The organism is Arthrobacter sp. OAP107, assembly GCF_040546765.1.
In the GTDB taxonomy this organism is placed as follows: Bacteria; Actinomycetota; Actinomycetes; order Actinomycetales; family Micrococcaceae; genus Arthrobacter.
The window spans coordinates 421,903-439,992 of the sequence record NZ_JBEPOK010000001.1 but is presented as its reverse complement, the minus strand read 5'-3'; the positions used below and the strand labels follow the sequence as shown (position 1 = coordinate 439,992).

General features: G+C 67.2%; 17 protein-coding genes and 1 pseudogene. 9 read left to right on the top strand and 9 right to left on the bottom strand.

All coding sequences use genetic code 11. From position 1 onward, the window contains the following. Window positions 1–62 precede the first annotated feature (62 nt). From ABIE00_RS01960 to ABIE00_RS01950, 3 genes are all read right to left on the bottom strand, one after another. The gene (locus ABIE00_RS01960; protein WP_354256049.1) at window positions 63–935 is read right to left on the bottom strand and encodes a helix-turn-helix transcriptional regulator; all 873 of its coding nucleotides are present in this window, start codon (window positions 933–935) and stop codon (window positions 63–65) included. Between the two features lie 106 nt (window positions 936–1,041). Continuing rightward, the gene (locus tag ABIE00_RS01955; RefSeq protein ID WP_354256046.1) at window positions 1,042–2,073 is read right to left on the bottom strand and encodes an aldo/keto reductase; all 1,032 of its coding nucleotides are present in this window, start codon (window positions 2,071–2,073) and stop codon (window positions 1,042–1,044) included. 65 nt (window positions 2,074–2,138) lie between these two features. Continuing rightward, the gene (locus ABIE00_RS01950; protein ID WP_354256043.1) at window positions 2,139–3,026 is read right to left on the bottom strand and encodes an aldo/keto reductase; all 888 of its coding nucleotides are present in this window, start codon (window positions 3,024–3,026) and stop codon (window positions 2,139–2,141) included. Window positions 3,027–3,127: 101 nt separating this feature from the next. On the opposite strand from ABIE00_RS01950, the gene ABIE00_RS01945 reads away from it, so the two are divergent. Together ABIE00_RS01945 and ABIE00_RS01940 are read left to right on the top strand one after the other, a co-directional pair. Further along, window positions 3,128–4,009 carry a helix-turn-helix transcriptional regulator gene (locus ABIE00_RS01945; protein ID WP_354256040.1) on the top strand — a complete coding sequence of 294 codons (882 nt, stop codon included), beginning with the start codon at window positions 3,128–3,130 and terminating at the stop codon, window positions 4,007–4,009. A gap of 93 nt (window positions 4,010–4,102) precedes the next feature. Continuing rightward, window positions 4,103–4,462 (top strand): hypothetical protein, encoded by a 360-nt coding sequence (locus ABIE00_RS01940; protein ID WP_354256037.1) that lies wholly within the window; start codon window positions 4,103–4,105, stop codon window positions 4,460–4,462. Window positions 4,463–4,484: 22 nt separating this feature from the next. Here the strand turns inward: ABIE00_RS01940 and ABIE00_RS01935 are convergent, their stop codons facing one another. Both ABIE00_RS01935 and ABIE00_RS01930 read right to left on the bottom strand, forming a co-directional pair. Next, on the bottom strand, window positions 4,485–6,491 hold the full coding sequence (locus tag ABIE00_RS01935; RefSeq protein ID WP_354256034.1) for a vWA domain-containing protein: 2,007 nt from the start codon (window positions 6,489–6,491) through the stop codon (window positions 4,485–4,487). Between the two features lie 44 nt (window positions 6,492–6,535). Beyond that, window positions 6,536–7,924, bottom strand: coding sequence for a sigma 54-interacting transcriptional regulator (locus ABIE00_RS01930; protein WP_354256031.1), 1,389 nt, complete (start codon window positions 7,922–7,924; stop codon window positions 6,536–6,538). Between the two features lie 68 nt (window positions 7,925–7,992). On the opposite strand from ABIE00_RS01930, the gene ABIE00_RS01925 reads away from it, so the two are divergent. Beyond that, entirely contained in the window at window positions 7,993–8,661 is a 669-nt protein-coding gene (locus ABIE00_RS01925) for an MSMEG_4193 family putative phosphomutase (protein WP_354256028.1), read from the top strand. Between the two features lies 1 nt (window position 8,662). Next, window positions 8,663–9,370: an SCO1664 family protein gene (locus ABIE00_RS01920; protein WP_354256026.1), complete on the top strand. Its 708-nt coding sequence runs from the start codon at window positions 8,663–8,665 to the stop codon at window positions 9,368–9,370. A gap of 87 nt (window positions 9,371–9,457) precedes the next feature. Here the strand turns inward: ABIE00_RS01920 and ABIE00_RS01915 are convergent, their stop codons facing one another. From ABIE00_RS01915 to ABIE00_RS01900, 4 genes are all read right to left on the bottom strand, one after another. After that, entirely contained in the window at window positions 9,458–10,930 is a 1,473-nt protein-coding gene (locus ABIE00_RS01915; RefSeq protein WP_354256023.1) for an NAD-dependent succinate-semialdehyde dehydrogenase, read from the bottom strand. Window positions 10,931–10,978: 48 nt separating this feature from the next. Then, window positions 10,979–11,293 (bottom strand): cysteine hydrolase family protein, encoded by a 315-nt coding sequence (locus ABIE00_RS01910; protein WP_502914183.1) that lies wholly within the window; start codon window positions 11,291–11,293, stop codon window positions 10,979–10,981. 58 nt (window positions 11,294–11,351) lie between these two features. Next, window positions 11,352–12,782 (bottom strand): purine-cytosine permease family protein, encoded by a 1,431-nt coding sequence (locus ABIE00_RS01905; protein ID WP_331570441.1) that lies wholly within the window; start codon window positions 12,780–12,782, stop codon window positions 11,352–11,354. Window positions 12,783–12,884: 102 nt separating this feature from the next. After that, entirely contained in the window at window positions 12,885–13,823 is a 939-nt protein-coding gene (locus tag ABIE00_RS01900) for a flavin reductase (protein ID WP_354256017.1), read from the bottom strand. Between the two features lie 140 nt (window positions 13,824–13,963). On the opposite strand from ABIE00_RS01900, the gene ABIE00_RS01895 reads away from it, so the two are divergent. The 5 genes and pseudogenes from ABIE00_RS01895 (at window position 13,964) to ABIE00_RS01875 (ending at window position 18,089) form a co-directional block, all read left to right on the top strand. Further along, window positions 13,964–14,644 carry a GntR family transcriptional regulator gene (locus ABIE00_RS01895; protein WP_331570445.1) on the top strand — a complete coding sequence of 227 codons (681 nt, stop codon included), beginning with the start codon at window positions 13,964–13,966 and terminating at the stop codon, window positions 14,642–14,644. A gap of 53 nt (window positions 14,645–14,697) precedes the next feature. After that, entirely contained in the window at window positions 14,698–15,309 is a 612-nt protein-coding gene (locus ABIE00_RS01890; RefSeq protein WP_331570447.1) for an amino acid synthesis family protein, read from the top strand. Then, entirely contained in the window at window positions 15,306–15,860 is a 555-nt protein-coding gene (locus ABIE00_RS01885) for an amino acid synthesis family protein (RefSeq protein ID WP_354256013.1), read from the top strand. Before ABIE00_RS01890 ends, ABIE00_RS01885 begins: the two co-directional genes overlap by 4 nt. An 88-nt stretch (window positions 15,861–15,948) precedes the next feature. Beyond that, a pseudogene (locus ABIE00_RS01880) lies at window positions 15,949–16,452 on the top strand (alpha/beta fold hydrolase); the annotation flags it as partial. A gap of 149 nt (window positions 16,453–16,601) precedes the next feature. Then, on the top strand, window positions 16,602–18,089 hold the full coding sequence (locus tag ABIE00_RS01875) for an aldehyde dehydrogenase (protein ID WP_354256010.1): 1,488 nt from the start codon (window positions 16,602–16,604) through the stop codon (window positions 18,087–18,089). Window position 18,090 lies beyond the last annotated feature (1 nt).

Genomic DNA, 18,090 nt, shown 5'->3' with positions numbered 1-18,090 from the left:
CCCGCTAAGGAAGATAGCCCCCGACCCTGTGGACCTGCACCGCCGCCTAAGCGGGTGCGCTACTACGCCTCCGGCTCAGACCGGCCGGAGCCGAACTCCCGGGTCGCGGCCCACGCGGCGAGCAGGAGGAGCTTGTCCGCCGATTCGGAGCCCTCGTCGGCGGTGTACGTGCCGATGGACAGTCCCGGCTCGCCCGGCATCTCGAACACGTCGTAGGTGAGGTCGAGGTCGCCAACCTCCGGGTGGCCGTACACTTTCCGGCCGGTGCGGTGCTCGTGCACGTCATGGTCCGCCCAGTCCCTCCGGAACTGGGGGCTGCGGGTGGCGAGTTCGCCGATGAGTTCGGTGATCTCGGCGTTGAGCGGGTCACGGCCGGCCTCGTAGCGGAGCATCGCGGCGGTCAGGCTGCAGGCGAGCGGCCAGTCGGCGTAGTAGTCCTTCGCCCGGGAGTCGAGGAAGATGAAGCGGGCCATGTTGGGCCGGTCGGATTCGAAGAGCGGCGAGAACAGCGCCCGGCCCAGCAGGTTTGCCGTCACGAGGTCCTGCCGGGAGTTGTAAACGACGGCAGGCACGGCGAGGCTGTCCAGCACCCGCTGTACCGACCGGCGCACGGTGACGGCCGCCGTCGTTCTTCCCGGAACGTTTGCTGCTGCGGAGGCGGGCCGCGCGAGGTCCAGCAGGTGCTCGCGTTCGACGTCGGTCAGGTGCAGTGCCCGGGCGATCGCGTTGAGCACGCCCTCCGATGCGCCGTGGATGTTGCCGCGCTCCAGCCGGGTGTAGTAATCGATGCTGACGCCGGCGAGCTGGGCGACCTCTTCGCGCCGGAGTCCGGGCACGCGCCGTTCGTCGCCGAAGTCGGGCAGCCCGGCCTGCGCGAGGGTGACGTTCGCGCGCCGGGAGACGAGGAACTTCCGGATGTCGTCTTTGTTGCTCATGTGATCACGCTATGCCTAAGTGGAAGGGCGGGGGTCAGGTCTGCTCTTGCCATTAGACCGCGGCGGCCACCCGTTCCGGGAGGCCCGGATAGGGCCTCCCGGAACGTCAGGCCGCCGCTTTCCGGCGCCGGGCCTGTGCCGTGAGTTCGTGGGCTCCGTAGCTGTTGTCCTCGGGGTTGACGGTCACGCCGGGCGCGACGATCTTGTCGATCCGGTCCAGCACGTCGGAGGACAGGGTGATGCCGGCCGCCGGGAGGTAGGACTCCAGCTGCTCCATGGTGCGCGGTCCGACGATAGCGGACGTGACGCCGGGGTGGTTGATCACGAACGCGATCGCCAGCTCGATGAGGCTGAGTCCGGCCTGTTCGGCGAGCCGGGCGAGGTCTTCGACGATGTCGAGCTTGCGCTGGTTTGCCGGGCTGGTCATGTCGAACCGGGCGTTCGGGCGGGCACTCGAGGTCGGTGCGGAGGCGGAGTCTTTGCGCCAGCGTCCGGAGAGCCAGCCGCCACCGAGCGGGCTGTAGGTGAGCGTGCCCATGCCGTGGCGCTGCACGGTGGGGAGGATGTCCTCCTCGATGCCGCGGACCAGGATCGAGTAGGGCGGTTGCTCGGTGACGAACCGCTCCAGGTTACGTTCGCGGGATGCCCACTGGGCTTCAACAATCTGAGATCCGGAGTACGACGACGAGCCGATGTACCGCACTTTGCCCTGCCGGACGAGGTCGGTGAGGGCGCCGAGGGTCTCCTCCACGTCGGTGTCCGGGCTGGGCCGGTGGACCTGGTAGAGGTCGATGTAGTCGGTGTTCAGGCGGCGGAGGGAGTTTTCCACCTCACGGATGATCCAGCGCCGGGATCCGCCGCGCTGGTTGGGATCGTCCTCATTCATGGGCATGAAGAACTTGGTGGCGAGGAAGACGTCGTCGCGGCGCCCGGCCAGGGCTTCCCCGACGATCTCCTCAGACACTCCGCCTGAGTAGACGTCGGCGGTGTCGATGAAGTTGATGCCGGCGTCGAGGGCGCGGTTGATGATGCGGGTGCTGTCGGCGCGGTCGTGGTTGCCCCAGGGGCCGAACATCATCGCGCCCAGGCACAAGGGACTGACCTGCACGCCGGTGCGGCCAAGGGGACGGTATTCCATGCTGGTTCCTTCTCTCTGTTTTAGGCTTCGGGGTTTTAGGCTTCGGGGTTTTAGGCTTCGGGGTTTTAGGCTTCGGGGATGAGCATGGCGAAGCGCTCCTCGCGGGCTTCGTCCGGATCGGGTCCGTTGCGCACGCCGGCGTCGAGGGCGTCGATGGCAGCGAGCTCCTGAGAGCTGAGCTCGAAGTCGAAGACGTCGAAGTTTTCGGCGATGCGTGCCGGGTTGGTCGATTTCGGGATGGCTGAGCGGCCCTGCTGCAGGTGCCAGCGCAGCATGACCTGGGCGGCGCTCTTTCCGTGTGCTTCCCCGATGGCGGCGATCGCGGGGTCCTCCATCACGTTCCGGCGGTCCTCGCCCCAGCCGGGGTAGAAGGTGATGCCGCCAATCGGCGACCAGGCCTGGGTGAGGATGCCGTTGTCGGCGTCGGCGGCCTGGACGGCCGGCTGGGTGAAGTACGGGTGCAGCTCGATCTGGTTCACTGCCGGAACCACGTCGGTTGCGGCGAGCAGCTGATTCAGATGGTGCGGCATGAAGTTGCTGACGCCGATCGCCCGAACGCGCCCCTCGGCGAGCAAGGTCTCCAGCGCCCGGTACGCGGCGATCGTCTTCTCGAACCTGTCGGGTGCGGGCTGGTGCAGGATCAGCAGGTCGAGCTGGTCGACGCCGAGCTTCCCGGCAGCCTTCTCGAAGGCGTGCAGGGTCTGGTCGTAGCCGTAATCGCTCACCCAGACCTTGGTCTCAATGAACACGTCCGAACGGTCGAGGCCGGAGCGGCGGATGCCTTCGCCCACCTCCCGTTCGTTGCCGTACGCGGCGGCGGTGTCGATGTGCCCGTAACCGGCGGACAACGCGGCCTCGACCGCCGCCGTCGTCTGCTCCGGCGGGCTTTGGAAGACGCCCAGTCCGAGGGCGGGCATCGTGACGCCATTGTTGAGTGTGAGTTCTGGTTTCATGCTTCAATGCAACCGTGATCTGCGCGCGGCCGGGAGTTCCTGCTGTTCCAAGTACTGCCAGTGCCTCCCTCGGGCGTCGGCCGCCGCGTAGCGTTGGTGCCATGACACACAGCGACGACGTGCGGAAGTTCCTGACCTCCCGCCGGGCCCGGATCACGCCCGAGGAGGCCGGCCTGCCGGTCTACGGCGGCAACCGGCGTGTGGCGGGCTTGCGCCGCGAGGAAGTCGCGATGCTCGCCGGGATGAGTGTTGACTACTACATCCGGCTGGAGCGCGGAAACCTCTCCGGCGCCTCGGACGGCGTCATCGAGGCCCTCGCCCGGGCACTGAAGCTCGACGACGCCGAAACGGCTCACCTGTTCGATCTCGCCCGTGCCGCCACGGCCTCCCCGCGCGTGCGGCGCAAGCGCAGCCCGCAGACGGTGCGGCCCAGCGTGCAGCGCGTCATTGATGCGATCACGACGGCGCCGGCCTGGGTCCGCAACGACCGCGGGGACGTGCTGGCCGCCAATGAGCTCGGAGGCGCCCTGTATATGGACCTGATGGCCGAGCAGGTCACCCCGCCGAACAGCGCACGGTTCACCTTCCTGAATCCCAAAGCGCGGGAGTTCTTTGCGGACTGGGAGCGCTCCGCGGACGACATCGTCGCCGTCCTGAGGTCGACAGCCGGGAAAAACCCCTACGACAAGGACCTCACTGATCTGATCGGCGAACTCTCAACCCGGAGTGAGGAGTTCCGCAGCCGGTGGGCGCGGCACGACGTGAAGTACCACCGGACCGGCCGCAAACGGCTGCACCATCCCATCGTCGGCGACCTGGACCTGAGCTTCGAGGCCCTGGAGCTCCCCTCCGACCCGGGGATGCGGATCAACGTGTACACTGCCGATCCCGGTACTCCGTCCGAGGACGCGCTGAAGGTCCTGGCCAGCTGGGCCGCCACCCAGCGTGAAACGGCGCAGGCAGCAGTCACGGAGAAACAATAAGCCACAGCCCCGGCTTGTTACCCGCGTCACATTCGTCTATCGTAGTCGGGGGCCACAGCGTGGTGGCCCTTTCTAAATTGGGGAGACAACTTAGTGAATGAGAAGCTGCGGGTGCTGGTCAGCGTTGACCTCGACGGCGCCAAGGCCCAGGTAAAGACCCAGGGCCACGTAACTGTTCAAAGCATTCAGGGCCTGTACGACGTCATGAAGCGCGCCGACTCGCTGGTTCCGGGACTGGCACTGGAATTGGATATGACCCTGGCCGATGTGGAGCCGCAGGCCATGGAGGAGCTCCGCGGCTGCGCCCGTTCCCATCACCTTCCGCTGCAGGTGGATCCGCTCCAGCGCGACTACCGGTTCAGCATCCTGACGCCGAAAATCACGGCCTCGAACACTGCAGCACCGACGCTGGCAGCACTTCCGGCCGTGCCGGCTGAACTGGCAGCCGCCTGACCTTCGCCGCACGAAACAGGGACTAAATCCCGGCGGCCCAGTCGTCGTCGTAATAGCGGCCGCGGAAGTGGGCACGGAGGTACTCCCCCACCACGGCGGCCCCCAGGTCACCGGTGTCGGGGGCGACCACCCGGCCGTCGATCCGGCGGGCCAGCCGCCGCACGAACCGTTCCAGGCCCGGGTCATCGCCGAGCCGGAAGAAGGTGGCTTGCGTGCCGGCGCGCGCCAGCCGGTCCAGCTCCGCGACGGTGATGCGGATGGTTTCCGGATCCGGCGGCCAGCTGAACCACGATTCGCCGTCGGCCAGCAGATGGGCGGTAGGCTCGCCGTCGCTCACCACCAGCAGGACGGGCTGCATCGACGGGTGCTGGCGGAAGAAGCGGCCGGCCAGCAGCAGGCCGTGGTGCAGGTTGGTCCCCTGTTCGCGGAGCGCCGGCAGAGCCGTGAGCTCGCCTATGTCCATGGACTGCGCATACCGGCCGAACGTGATCAGCTGCAGCCGGTCGCCGCGGAAGCGGGTAGAGACGAGGTGGTGCAGGGCCAGCGCCGTGCGCTTCATCGGCACCCACCGCCCCTCGGCTGCCATCGAGAAGGACACGTCGGCAAGCAGGACGACGGCGGCCTGGGTGCGGGCCTCCGTCTCCGTCACCTCAATATCGCCCACGGCGAGCCGCAGTCCCTGGCCGGGATCGCCGCCGTCGGCCATGGTGCGCCGGATGGCGTTGGTCATGGTCCGGGTGACGTCCCAGGGCTCCGCGTCGCCGAACTCCCACTGGCGGCTGGAGCCGGTCTGCTCGCCGGCGGCCCCGGCGACGCGGGTGTCCCGGCCGCCCTGCCGACCGGACAGCTGCTTGGCAGTATCCCGCAGAAGTGACTTTCCAAGCCGCCGCATGGCCTGGGGCGACAGCCTCAGGTCGCCGTCGGCACCGCGCCGCAGGTAGCCGCCGTCCTGCATCGCCCGCTCGATCTCCGCGAGCGTGCGGGCCGTCACGGCGGCGTTCTGCCCGAGCTGGCGCGCCAGGGCATCGAGGTCCAGGTCGTCGAGGGTCGATCCGTTGTAGGACTGGGACAGCTGTTCGGACAGTTCGTCCAGTTCGCCGATGTCCTGCAGCACTCCTGTGCCGTCGCCCAGACCAAGCCCCTCCTGGCCTTGGAAGCGTTCGGAGCCGTTCCAGTCCTCGCCGGGACGCAGGGCGCGCAGGCTGTCGTCGAGCTGGTTGAGCTGTGCCATGAGTTCCGCCGAGCCGAACGCCTGCGCGGACAGCCGCATCAGCTCCTCGCGTTGCTCGGGGGACATGGACTGCAGCATCCGCTGGGCCGCGGCGGCACGCTTGGCGAGGGCGTCCACCAGTTCCTCGACCGACTGCGGGTTCTCCGGAAAATAGTCGCCGTGCTTGGCCATGAACTCCCGGAAATCCGCGTCGGTGTCCTCGCCGCGGCGGTGCTTGCCGAGCAGCTCGTTGAGGTCACGCAGCATCTCGCCCACGGCTTCGCGGTCTTCGTCGGTGGCGTTCTCGAGCGCCTGCTTCATGCCGGCAAACCGCTGGTCCAGGACTTCGCGGCCCAGCAGGTCCTTGATCCGCTCGTAGGCTTCCCGTGCGGTGCTCGACTGCCAGTCATAGGACGCGAGTTCGTTGACCGCAGCCGCCGTGGACGGTGGCAGGTTCTGCAGCTGCATCTCCCGGAAGGCGCGGTCGTTGTTGTCCATCATGGCATCGCGGGCCAGCTGCTTGCGCTCCTCCAGGACGGCGGTATCGAGCAGCTTCTTGACCTCGTTGAGCGTGCCGTCCAGCCGGTGCCGGCCCAGCAGTTCACTCCGCCGCTGCTGGACGCGCCGGGCCAGGTTGTCCAGCCCTTCGCGGTTCTGGCCGCCGCGCCGCAGGAACTCCTGCAGGGCGTGGCGGGGGGAGTACCCTGCCATGACGTCCTCGGCGATCGCGTCGAGCGCCTCCGCCAGGTCCACCGGCGGGGCAAGCGGATCCGGACCTCCGGCGTACCGGCCGTACCTGGACCGGTTGTGAAGGGTCATGATGCCTCCTGTACTGGCTAATCTGGACCCGGCGGAAACTGGGTTTAGCCGTAGACCGTTTCCTCGTCGTCGGACTCCTTGGAGATCCGCCGGGCGAGGTAAAGGCCCTCCAGGGCAAGTTCGACGGCGGCCGCCCGCTGTCCGTCGTTTGTCGCGCCAAGGCGGTCACCGATTTTGTCGTAGAGACTTGAGCCGTTGAGGGACGGAAGGTTCTCGAGAAACTCCCGTGCCGTGACCTGGTCCCCTGTGGTCACGGTGGTGTGGCCGTCGAGCGCGGCCACGAGCGGGCCCATGTCGATGCCCTGGAAGTGCGCCCGGACAGCTTCCGCGGTGGCCGTCCGCAGGAGATGGTCGAGGACGCCTTGCTCACGGCCTTCCTCGCCCGACTCGAACTCGATCTTTCCCGTCAGGACCTCGACGGCGGTCTCGAGGTCGATGATGCGCGCCACGGCCGGATCCTCGCCGCGCACGCTGGCCCGGCGCAGTGCGGCGGCGGCGACGGTTTCGGCGCCGGCGATGGCGAACCGCGCGGAAACGCCGGAGGTCTGGTTGATGGCCGGCGACTGCCGCAGCGCCCGGGTGTAGCGGGCCAGGATCTCAAGGATGACGGGCGGCACGTCCGCCACCAGCTTCCCCTCCTGCCGAATGACAGAGACCTCGTCATCGAGCTCGATGGGATAGTGGGTGCGGATTTCGGCGCCGAAACGGTCCTTCAGCGGCGTGATGATCCGGCCGCGGTTGGTGTAGTCCTCCGGGTTGGCGGAGGCAACGACGAGCACATCCAGCGGCAGCCGCAGCACGTAGCCGCGGATCTGGATGTCGCGCTCCTCCATCACGTTGAGCATCGACACCTGGATCCGCTCGGCGAGGTCCGGGAGCTCGTTGATGGCGATGATGCCGCGGTTGGAGCGCGGGACGAGGCCATAGTGGATGGTCTCCGGGTCCCCGAGGCGGCGGCCCTCGGCCACGCGCATCGGGTCGACGTCACCGATCAGGTCGGCCACGGAGGTGTCCGGCGTCGCGAGCTTTTCGACGTAGCGTTCGGAGCGGTGGCGCCAGGCCACCCGCATCCGGTCCCCTTCGGTGAGGGCGCGGGCGCGGGACTGCTCGGTGATGGGTTCGTACGGGTGTTCGTTGAGCTCGGAATCCTCGATCACCGGCGACCACTCGTCCAGCAGCCCGGCGAGGGTGCGGAGCAGCCGGGTCTTGCCCTGCCCGCGTTCGCCGAGCAGGACGACGTCGTGCCCGGCTATCAGGGCACGCTCGAGCTGCGGCAGGACGGTCCGGCTGAATCCGAACAGTCCGGGCCACGGATCGCGTCCGGCGGCGAGCGCCGCGATGAGGTTGTCGCGGATTTCGTGGCGCAGGTCCTTGTGGACGTGGCCGGATGCACGCAGTTCGCCAACGGTGAAGATATCGGGACGATCACTCACCCCTCTACCGTAGTCCTCGGGGGTGCGGGGAATCGAGCAATTTCCTCTTGCCGCTACGCTTAATTCTGATGACAGCAGATATACCGTCGGCCCCCGCACCGCCGTCGAAACCGGAGAGCACGCTCCTCCTTCTGGTGCGCCACGGGGAAACACCCACCACGGGCATGGTGCTGCCGGGCCGGGCACCGGGACTTCACCTGTCCGACCGTGGGCGGGTCCAGGCCGAGCGGGTCGCGGAACGGCTGACGGGCCTGCCGGTGGATGCCGTCTACTCCTCGCCGCTGGAGCGCACCCGCGAGACGGCTGAGCCGACTGCTGCCGGCTTTGGCGTTGAGGTGCGGGAGGAGGCCGGCCTGGTCGAATGCGACTTCGGCGAGTGGACCGGCGCGGCGCTCTCGGAACTGGCTGGCCTGCCGGAATGGCAGAGCGTGCAGCACAACCCGTCGGCCTTCCGCTTCCCCGACGGCGAGAGCTTCCAGGAGATGCAAGCGCGGATCGTCGGTGCGCTGGAGGTGCTGGGAACAGCGCACGCCGGGGGCGTCGTCGTCTGTTTTTCCCACGCCGACCCAATCAAGGCGGCCGTCGCCCACGCCCTGGGCACGCCCCTGGACCTTTTCCAGCGGATCGTCATCAGCCCGGGGTCGGTCTCGGCGATCTCCTTTTCGGACGGCCAGGAGCCCGCAGTGCTCACGGTGAATTCGACGTCCGAGCCGCTGAGCGGGCTGCGGGCGTCCTGACATGGCTGGGTGTGAACGCGAGCTGACCCTTCTCACAGAGGGCGGGATCGAGCTGCTCGGACGCATCCCGCGCAGCAGCAACGAGACTTTCCTGGTCGGGATCTCCGCCGGGGAAGACACCGCCTATGCCGTGTACAAGCCGGAGGCCGGGGAGCGGCCGTTGTCCGATTTTGAGCCCGGGCTCTACCGGCGCGAGCGCGCGGCGTACCTGCTCAGCGAGTCCCTGGGCTGGGGATTCGTGCCCACGACGGTGGTCCGAGAGGAGGCACCCCTGGGGGTCGGGTCGCTGCAGTGGTTCATCGATTGCGACTTCAGCGAGCACTACTTCACGCTCTACGCCGACGTCCCGGAGACGCACCCCGACCTGGCGCGGATCGCCCTGTTCGACTACGTCGCCAACAACACTGACCGCAAGAGCGGCCACGTGCTGCGCGGCGACGACGGGCGTGTGTGGGGCATCGACCACGGGCTGTGCTTCTCGGCGATCTTCAAACTTCGCACGGTGATCTGGGACTTCGCCGGCGACCCCATCCCCGAGGCCCTGCTCGAGGACATCGCCCCGCTCGCCGACGCCGTGCCCGAGGCCGTGGCGGAGCTCCTCGACGGTTCCGAGGTCGCCGCCCTGCAGCGCCGGGTCCGCCGCCTGCTGCACGAACCCGTGCTGCCGGTGGACCGCACCGGCATGAGGTATCCCTGGCCGCTGGTGTAGGGACGTTGGAAGCGCGAACGGACACTTGTGGCCCTTGGGAAACGTTTCCCTGGGGCCACAAGTGTCCGTTCGCGCCATGCCGTGGATCTACGCGTAGGGGTCTGCGATGCCGATGTACTGAGTGGTGGTGTACTCCGCGATGCCTTCGGAGCCGCCTTCACGCCCCAGGCCGGACTGCTTCACCCCGCCGAAGGGTGCCGCGGCGTTCGAGATGACACCCGCGTTGAAGCCGACCATGCCGAACTCGATCCGTTCGGACACGCGCAGGAGCCGGTTGAAGTCGCGGCTGTACAGGTACGCGGCGAGGCCGTACTCGGTGGAGTTGGCCATGGCGATGGCCTGTTCCTCCGTGACGAACGTGGTGATCGGCGCCACCGGGCCGAAGATCTCGGTGCGCAGGATCTCCGCGGTGTTGGCGACGCCCGCCAGGACCGTGGGCTGGTAGAAGTAGCCGGCGCCATCCACGGGCGCGCCGCCGGTCACGACAGTTGCACCGGCAGTGACAGCGTCCTCCACGAGGGCGTGGACGTCCTTGCGCGCGCCGCCGTCGATCAGCGGTCCCACCGTGACGCCGGATTCGGTGCCGCGGCCGGGGCGGAGTGCCTTCATCGCCCCGGCGAACTTGGCCGTGAACTCCTGCGCAACGGACTCGTGCACCAGGAACCGGTTGGCGGCGGTGCAGGCCTCCCCCATGTTCCGCATTTTGGCCGCCATCGCGCCCTGCACTGCCTTGTCCAGGTCGGCGTCCTCGAACACAATGAACGGGGCGTTGCCGCCGAGCTCCATCGAGGTGCGCAGCACGTTCCGGGACGCCTCCGCCATCAGCTGCTTGCCTACCGGCGTCGAACCTGTGAAGGAGACTTTCCGCAGGCGGGAATCCCTTAGCAGGGGACCGGAGATGGATGAAGCCGACGACGACGAGACGACGTTCAGCACCCCGGCCGGCAGCCCAGCCTCGATCATCACCTGCGCAAAAAGCTGCGAGGTCAGCGGGGTAAGCTTTGCCGGCTTGAGCACCATGGTGCATCCGGCCGCTACGGCGGGCGCCACCTTGCGGGTGGCCATCGCCAGCGGGAAGTTCCACGGCGTGATCAGCAGGCACGGTCCCACCGGCTTGTGCTGCACCAGGATCTTGTTCTTGCCCTCGGGGGTGGTCAGATAGCGGCCATAATCGCGCACCGCCTCTTCGGCGAACCACCGCAGGAACTCGGCAGCATAGGCCACCTCGCCCCGCGCCTCGGCGAGCGGCTTGCCCATTTCCAGGGTCATCAGCAGGGCAAAGTCCTCGGCGCGCCCGGTCACCAGCTCGAACGCCCTGCGCAGGATCTCGGCCCGTTCGCGCGGGGCGGTCCGTGCCCAGGTCGCTTGGACGGCGTCCGCTGCATCGAGCGCGGCGAGCGCGTCCTCGCTGGTGGCCGAGGCCAGCGTGGCCAGGACTTCCCCGGTTGCCGGGTCTTCGACGTCGAACGTGCCGCCGCCGGAGGCGTCGCGCCATTCGCCGTTGATCAGCAGCCCGGTGGGAACTGATGCCAGCAGTCCGGCCTCACGTTCGGTGGTCATATTGTTTCCTTCAGCCACATCGGGCTCCTTACTATGCGTAGCTCTTGGTCAGGTCCGCTCGGCCGGCGTGGCTCGCGCGAGGAGTTCCCGGCTGGTGACCACCTCGCACATCGGCGAGAGCAGCTGCAGGAGGGCCAGGGTCTGCTGCTGGGCTTCGTCGCTGACCGCGGCGCAGGCGTCGGAAACGACGGTGACGAAGCGTCCGGCATCCAGGGCGCCGAGGGCGGTGGACAGGACACAGCAGTCCGTGGCCACCCCGGTGAGGACCATTTCGCCGCCTTCGGGCACAACGGCGGCGAGCTCCGGTCCCCACTTGGAGAACGTCGATGCATCGATCACGGTTGCCCCAGCTGGGACATCCATGGTGATGTCCCAGGCTTCGGAGTCTGACGGGAACCGGCCTGATCCACAGCGGGTTGTTTCACAGGGTCTGGGCGGCGGCGCTGCGGTCGAGCATTTCCCGTCCGGAGAGTCGCTGGCGCCGGTGGGTGGCGAAGTAGACACCCGCTGCGACGGCGGCACCGACGTAGTAGGACAGGTCACCGATCTGCGGGAAGGCGGCCGCGATGGGGCCGGTGTAGATCGAGGACATCCAGAACGGGGAGGAGAGAACGACGCCGGCGGCCCAGGCCACGAAGCCCCATTCGAACTTCCGGCTCTTGTCGAAGAGCTCGCGCAGGCCACGTTCGGTGCGCCGGCCGCCGAACAGGTAGTCGCACACCAGGACGGCGACATACGGGGCGATGCAGTAGGCGGTCAGGTTGAGGAAGGCGGTGAAGCCGCTGTTGAATCCCGTCTGGCCCCACAGCGCCACGAGGTAGGAAGCGACGCAGATGAAGACGACGGCGGTATGGCGCTTCACGGGGACGCCCATGGTCTGGATGGAGATGGCGCCGCCGTAGACGTTCAGGAAGTTCTGGGTGAAGGAGGACAGTGCGACGACGCCGAGGCCGACGGCGGCCCAGGGGCCCATGAGCTCCTTGAGCGCACCGATGCTGTCGGAGGCGGTGGTGGTCGATCCGAGCAGGGTGCCCAGGATGCCCATCCAGACGAGGGTGACGAAGTTGCCGGACATGGTGGCCCAGCCGGCGCCGCGCCGGTTGCCGGGAGTGTTGGGCAGGTAGCGGGAGTAGTCGGACGCGAACGGCATCCACGCCACGATGAAGGAGAAGAACCAGCCGAAGAAGATGATCCAGCCGCCGATCCCGTCAAAGCCCGGGGCGGATTCGTTGGCGGTGTTGATCACTTTTCCGTTGGCCGCTGCCACGATGGTGATGAACACGAAGCCGACCACCAGGACGAACGACAGGATGCGCTGCAGGAAGTGGATCAGGTTGTAGCCGATGACCGCCACGCCGAGCTGGATGCCCATGAGGATCAGGGAGGAGACCCAGAACGGAATGTCGGTCAGCAGGGCGATGGCCTGGCCTCCGAGGATGACTGTCACGGCGGCCCAGCCGATGCCGGCGAACACGTTCACGTAGGCCACGGGGAACAGGTTGCCGATGAAACCGAGCGGTCCCCGGCCCTGCATCTGCTGGGGAACGCCCAGCCGGACTCCCATGGCCGACAGGTATCCCATGCCTGCCGAGGAGGTCACGCCGGCGAGGACGATGGCCAGGACTGCGGCCCAGAACGGAAGGCCGAAGTAGGTGGCGCTGAAGCCGAGGACGACGATGGGGAAGTTCATTCCCGCGGCGAACCAGAGGAAGAACTGGGAGCGGGGCTTCCCGTGGCGTTCGACGTCGGGGATGTGCTCGATGCCGTAGGGCTCGATTTTGGTGAGGCTGTCGCGGTAACCGCGGTCTTCGGCGACGCTGTTTTCGGCGGCGCTCATGGTTTCTGGGCTCATTGTTGTCCTATTGTGGGATGCGCACCTAGGTGCGCTGCTTGAGAGCAGATTGGGTCGGCGCGGCTGGTTTCCTGTGCGAGGGTGGTCAGCCGCGCCGGAACTTTAGAGTTGGGCGAGTTCAGCGCCGTCGAAGAACCGTCCGGCCTTGTAGACCATGGGTGCGGTGCTGCTGGTTTCCGCATGGCGGACCCGGCAGATGAAGACCGTGTGGGTCTTGGCTTGGAACCGTTCCTGGATTTCGGCCTCCAGGGAAGCTGCAGAGCCGTCCAGGAGGGGGCTTCCCTTAGGCCCTTCATGCCAGTCGAGCTCGGCGAACTTGTCCGCGGCCTTCGAGGCGAAGACCTTCACCGTGTCCAGCTGTTCAGTCCCCAGGATGTTGATGCCGAGGTGGCTCGAGGAGAAAAGCGCAGGGTAGGTGCTGGACGTCTTCTGGACGCAAACGAGCACCAGCGGCGGTTCGAGCGAGACAGAGCAGTAGGAGTTGGCCGCGAGCCCCTTGGGGGTTTCGCCTTCCTTGGTGGTCACGACGGTAACGCCGGTGATGAACTGCCGGTTGAAGGCCTTCATCAGGTCCGGGTCGAGTTCCGGGAAGTCGTCGCCGTCGGAAACGGCGGGCGCCGCGATGCCGCGCAGGGGCCGGATGCCGAGGCCGGCGAGCAGTTCGCTGCCGTCCCAGGTCACTGATTCCCTGACGATCCTCCCGTCCTCGAGGACCAGGATGTTCGAACCCCGGGTCTGGACGGTGAGTCCCGTTGCCGGAACTCCAAGGTATTCATTGGTGTGCGTGCCGGTGGAGGTCCAGAAGACGGCGACGGTGCCGTCCCCTTCGACGACGTCATCGACCGTGGTGCGCAGGTCGGGGAATGCTTCCCGGACCGCGGCGATCTCTGACTTGAGGCCAGCGAGGTCGACAGTTGCACCCGTCGCCTTGCTGGTGCGCGTGTAGCCGGCGGCGACGAGGCCATCGAGGGCATCAAGGTCTCCCTTGTCCCAGGCCGCGAGCCAAGCCGATGTGATGAGCGGTTCCAAGGTCTGTTGCATACCAACGACGGTAAGCCAGCTCACATCCTAAGGTCAAGAGGAATACGGAAATCCGCGGATTTCCTTGAAAACAAAGAGTTTTCGAAAAGAATGCTCGAACCTGTTGACGCTGCTGATGCATGCAACATACGCTTTCATGTATGCAAGATGATCTCGAAGTAGTCAGGGAAGCAGCTGACCGGGACGGGCTCCTGGACCGGATCCGCCGCCTCGTCCTGGGAGGAGACTTTCCCCCGGGCGCAGTCGTCCCCGAGGCTTTCCTCGCCCAGGAGTTCGACGTGAGCCGGACCCCGATCCGGGAAGCGCTCAAACAGCTGCAGCATGAGGGTCTGGTGGAAATCCGCCCGAAGGTTGGCACCTTTGTGCGGGAACCCACCCGCAGGGAGATCATCGAGCTCTTCCAGCTCAAGGAGTCCCTTGAGGGACTGGCGGCATCCCTGCTCGCCCGCCGCGGCGAGGTCCAGGAGCTGGCCGTCCTGCGGCGGAACCTTGAGGAGTCAGAAATGGCTTCGCTCACCCATGACACCGACGCCTATGCCCGGCTGGTGCATGAGTTCCACTGGACGATCGTCCGCGGCTCGGACAACCGCAAGCTTGTTGAGCACTACGAGCGGCTCATGAACCAGCTCGCCTACCAGCGGCTGGTCCTGCGCACGGTTGAACATCCGGGCCGGCTCGAAGCCTCCACCCGCGAACACCGCGCCGTCCTGGACATGATCGAACACAAAGACCCCTTCGGGGCCGAGTCCGCCATGAGGAACCACGTTCACGCCTCATCCCGGGAGGCCCTGACCGACCCGGCGCAAGACCGCCGGCACTGAACCAACGACCCACGAAAGGAAGCCATGCGCTTCTCCATGATTGAAGTGATCCGATGACGAACGAGCACGGGTCCGGCATCCGCAAGATCGTGTACTACAGCGAGGAAATCCTGCTCGAGAACGGCGCCTCCCCCGCCGTTCCCGCCGTCCGCGCCACGGCAGCAGCCGTGGTCAGCAACCCCTGGCTGGGCGGCAACCCGACGGACGATCTCAGCGACGAGGTGGTGCAGCTGGCCCCGGTGCTGGCGCGCAAGCTCACCGAGGTGCTCGCTGCCAACCTCGGCGGCGTTGACGCCATCGAGGCCTTCGGCAAGGCGGCGATTGTGGGCACGGACGGTGAAATCGAGCATGGCGCTGCGCTCATCCACACACCGTTTTTCGGCAATCTCGTCCGTGAGTTCTTCGAAGGCGAATCCATCATCTGCTTCGCCGACGACCGCGGCGACGCGGGCGCCTCCCTCGTCGTACCCCTGTGGCACAAGAACGCCGCAGCAACCCGCACCCACTACCAGACCATCACCACGCGCATCGGTGACGCACCCCGCCCGGGTGAGATCGTCGTCGTCCTCGGTGCCTCAACCGGGCCCCGCCCCCACTCCCGCATCGGTGACCGCCTCACCGACCCCATCGTCAAAGCAGACACCCTAGGAGAACTTGTTTCATGAGCATCCGTAAGATCGTCACCCTGACCGAAGACGTCCTCATCGAAGGTGGCCGCGAGGTCAGCCCCGCCGCACGGGTCGCCGTCGTCGCAGCCATCGTCAAGAACCCCTGGGCCGGCCAGGGCTTCGTGGAGGACCTCTCCGCCGGCATCGACGGGAACGCCTCCGACATCGGCGCGCTGCTCGCGCCCCGCGTCCTCGAAGCCCTCGGGTCCCCGGCCGAAGCGTACGGCAAGGCCGCCATCGTGGGCCTGAACGGCGAAATCGAGCACGGCTCCGGGCTCATTCACACGCTGGCCTTCGGAAACCACTTCCGCGACGCCGCCAAGGCCACCACGCTCCTACCCGCAGTGGAAAAGCGCGGCCCGGCAGGTGTTGTCTTCGACATCCCGCTCAAGCACATCACCGACGCCACCATCCGCTCGCACCACCAGAGCATCGAGGTGCGGATCAACGACGCACCGCACGCCGATGAGATCGTGATCGCCCTCGCCGCCGCTGCCCAGGGACGGCCCCAGCAGCGCCTGGCAGCGTTCGCCACCGAAACGAAGTAGGTGCCAGCCGCCGTGAGCCGCGACCGCATAGCCCTCATCCACGGCGTCGGCCTCGACGGGTCGATGTGGGGCCCCCTCCGCGAATTCCTTGAACCGGAATACGACGTCCAGGTCCTGGAACTCCTGGGGCCACGGGAGCCGGCCAAAGGCTCCCGAAGGGGTAACGCTGGCCGAGCTCGCGGCGGACGTCGCCGAACGGCTCGAGCCGGATACTCACCTGGTGGGCTTCTCGCTGGGCGCCCTCGTGGCCCAGCACGTGGCCAGGTTCCGGCCCGACCTGGTCGCCAGCCTGGTGTCGGTGGCCTCGGTCTGCGCACGCACCTCCGAGGAGCACGCCGCCGTCATGGTGCGGCTCGCCTCGGCGGGATCGGATTTCCCGGCAACCGTGGAGGCATCGATCCGCCGCTGGTATCCGGAAGGGTCCGCCGTGCCGGCGGAGACGGTCAAAGCGACCCGCGAGGTCCTGCTGAAGAACGACCCGAAGTCCTTCCTGGCCTGCTACCGCGTGTTCGCCACGGCAGACGCGGAAATCGCCGCCGAACTGCCCCTGATCACCGTTCCTTCCCACGCCGTGACCGGCGAGCTGGACCCAGGGTCAACGCCCGGGATGAGCGCGCGGCTGGCCGCGGGCCATCCCCGGCTGCACCTACTCCGTCATCAGCGGCGCCCGCCACATGATGCCGGTGGAACGTCCCCACGAGCTCGCCAACACGCTTACCGCTTTCATCAAGGAGCATTCACATGTCCGTTGAACGCCGCTACAACCACTTCATCAACGGGGAATTTGTCCCGCCGTCGTCCGGCGACTACTTCGACAGCACCAACCCGGCGACCCTCGACGTGCTGTACCAGGCCGCACGGGGCAACGCTGCCGACGTCGAAATGGCTGTCTCAGCGGCATCCGCAGCCTTCGAGAACCCCAGCTGGCGGAACCTGAGCCAGACCAAGCGCGGGCACCTGCTCCGCCGGCTCGGTGACCTGGTCGGTGAGCACGCCGATGAGCTCGCCCGGATGGAAAGCCAGGACAACGGCAAGCTCCTGCGGGAGATGCGGGCGCAGCTGGCGTCCATGCCGGAGTATTACTACTACTACGCCGGGCTGGCCGACAAGATCCAGGGCGACACCATCCCCGGTTCCACGCCGGCCATCCTCAACTACACGCTCCGCGAACCGCTGGGCGTGGTGGGTGCCATCACGCCGTGGAACTCACCGCTGACGCTGACCACCAGCAAGCTGGCACCAGCCCTCGCGGCCGGCAACACCATTGTCATCAAACCATCCGAATACACCTCAGCCACCGTCCTCCGGCTGGCCGCGCTTGCCGACGAGGCAGGGTTCCCGGCCGGCGTGATCAACGTGGTCACGGGCTTTGGCGCAGAAGCCGGTGCGGCTCTCGTGGACGACGCGCGCCTGGCCAAGATCTCGTTTACCGGCAGCACCAGCACCGGCGCGCGGATCGCCTCGTCCACGGCATCGCGCTTCATCGGCTCCACCCTGGAGCTGGGCGGCAAGTCACCGAACATCGTATTCGAGGATGCGGACGTCACCAATGCGGCCATGGGTGTTGTGGCAGGCATCTTCGCCGCGGCAGGCCAGACCTGCATCGCGGGAAGCCGCGTCTTCGCCCACAAGTCCGTCTACGACGAACTGCTGGAACGCGTCGCGAACCGTGCCCGCAGCATCGTGATCGGCGACCCGCTGCTCGACGCCACCGAGCTTGGCCCGCTGGCGTTCCAGGACCAGCGGGACAAGGTGGCCAGCTACGTTGACCTGGGCGTCTCGGAGGGCGCCACCATCCTGACCGGCGGCGGCCGCCCCAACATTCCGCTCGGCGGGTACTTCTTCGAGCCCACCGTGCTGACCGACGTCGACAATTCCATGCGCGTGGTGCGCGAGGAGATCTTCGGCCCGGTCGCGGCGATCATGCCCTTCGAAACCGAGGAAGAGGTGCTCCGGCTCGCCAACGACACCGAGTACGGCCTCGCCGCCGGCGTCTGGACCACCAATCTGGCGCGGGCACACCGGATGGCCAGCCGGCTGGAGGCAGGAACGGTGTGGGTCAACACCTACCGCGCCATGTCCCCGGCGTCCCCGCGCGAAGGGTTCAAGGCCAGCGGCGTCGGCGTGGAGCACGGCATCGAAAGCATCCGCGAGTACACCAGGCTCAAGAGCATCTGGATCAACACGGACGAGTCCCCCATCGCCGATCCCTTCATCATGAGGAGTTGAT

Excerpts from the sequence above, each read along its gene's own strand:
- ABIE00_RS01925 (WP_354256028.1), top strand. The coding sequence starts at position 7,993 with ATGACAGCAGATATACCGTCGGCCCCCGCACCGCCGTCGAAACCGGAG.
- ABIE00_RS01905 (WP_331570441.1), bottom strand. The coding sequence starts at position 12,782 with ATGAGCCCAGAAACCATGAGCGCCGCCGAAAACAGCGTCGCCGAAGAC.
- ABIE00_RS01960 (WP_354256049.1), bottom strand. The coding sequence starts at position 935 with ATGAGCAACAAAGACGACATCCGGAAGTTCCTCGTCTCCCGGCGCGCG.
- ABIE00_RS01920 (WP_354256026.1), top strand. The coding sequence starts at position 8,663 with ATGGCTGGGTGTGAACGCGAGCTGACCCTTCTCACAGAGGGCGGGATC.
- ABIE00_RS01950 (WP_354256043.1), bottom strand. The coding sequence starts at position 3,026 with ATGAAACCAGAACTCACACTCAACAATGGCGTCACGATGCCCGCCCTC.
- ABIE00_RS01895 (WP_331570445.1), top strand. The coding sequence starts at position 13,964 with ATGCAAGATGATCTCGAAGTAGTCAGGGAAGCAGCTGACCGGGACGGG.
- ABIE00_RS01910 (WP_502914183.1), bottom strand. The coding sequence starts at position 11,293 with ATGGATGTCCCAGCTGGGGCAACCGTGATCGATGCATCGACGTTCTCC.
- ABIE00_RS01900 (WP_354256017.1), bottom strand. The coding sequence starts at position 13,823 with ATGCAACAGACCTTGGAACCGCTCATCACATCGGCTTGGCTCGCGGCC.
- ABIE00_RS01875 (WP_354256010.1), top strand. The coding sequence starts at position 16,602 with ATGTCCGTTGAACGCCGCTACAACCACTTCATCAACGGGGAATTTGTC.
- ABIE00_RS01890 (WP_331570447.1), top strand. The coding sequence starts at position 14,698 with ATGACGAACGAGCACGGGTCCGGCATCCGCAAGATCGTGTACTACAGC.
- ABIE00_RS01935 (WP_354256034.1), bottom strand. The coding sequence starts at position 6,491 with ATGACCCTTCACAACCGGTCCAGGTACGGCCGGTACGCCGGAGGTCCG.
- ABIE00_RS01945 (WP_354256040.1), top strand. The coding sequence starts at position 3,128 with ATGACACACAGCGACGACGTGCGGAAGTTCCTGACCTCCCGCCGGGCC.
- ABIE00_RS01955 (WP_354256046.1), bottom strand. The coding sequence starts at position 2,073 with ATGGAATACCGTCCCCTTGGCCGCACCGGCGTGCAGGTCAGTCCCTTG.
- ABIE00_RS01915 (WP_354256023.1), bottom strand. The coding sequence starts at position 10,930 with ATGACCACCGAACGTGAGGCCGGACTGCTGGCATCAGTTCCCACCGGG.
- ABIE00_RS01885 (WP_354256013.1), top strand. The coding sequence starts at position 15,306 with ATGAGCATCCGTAAGATCGTCACCCTGACCGAAGACGTCCTCATCGAA.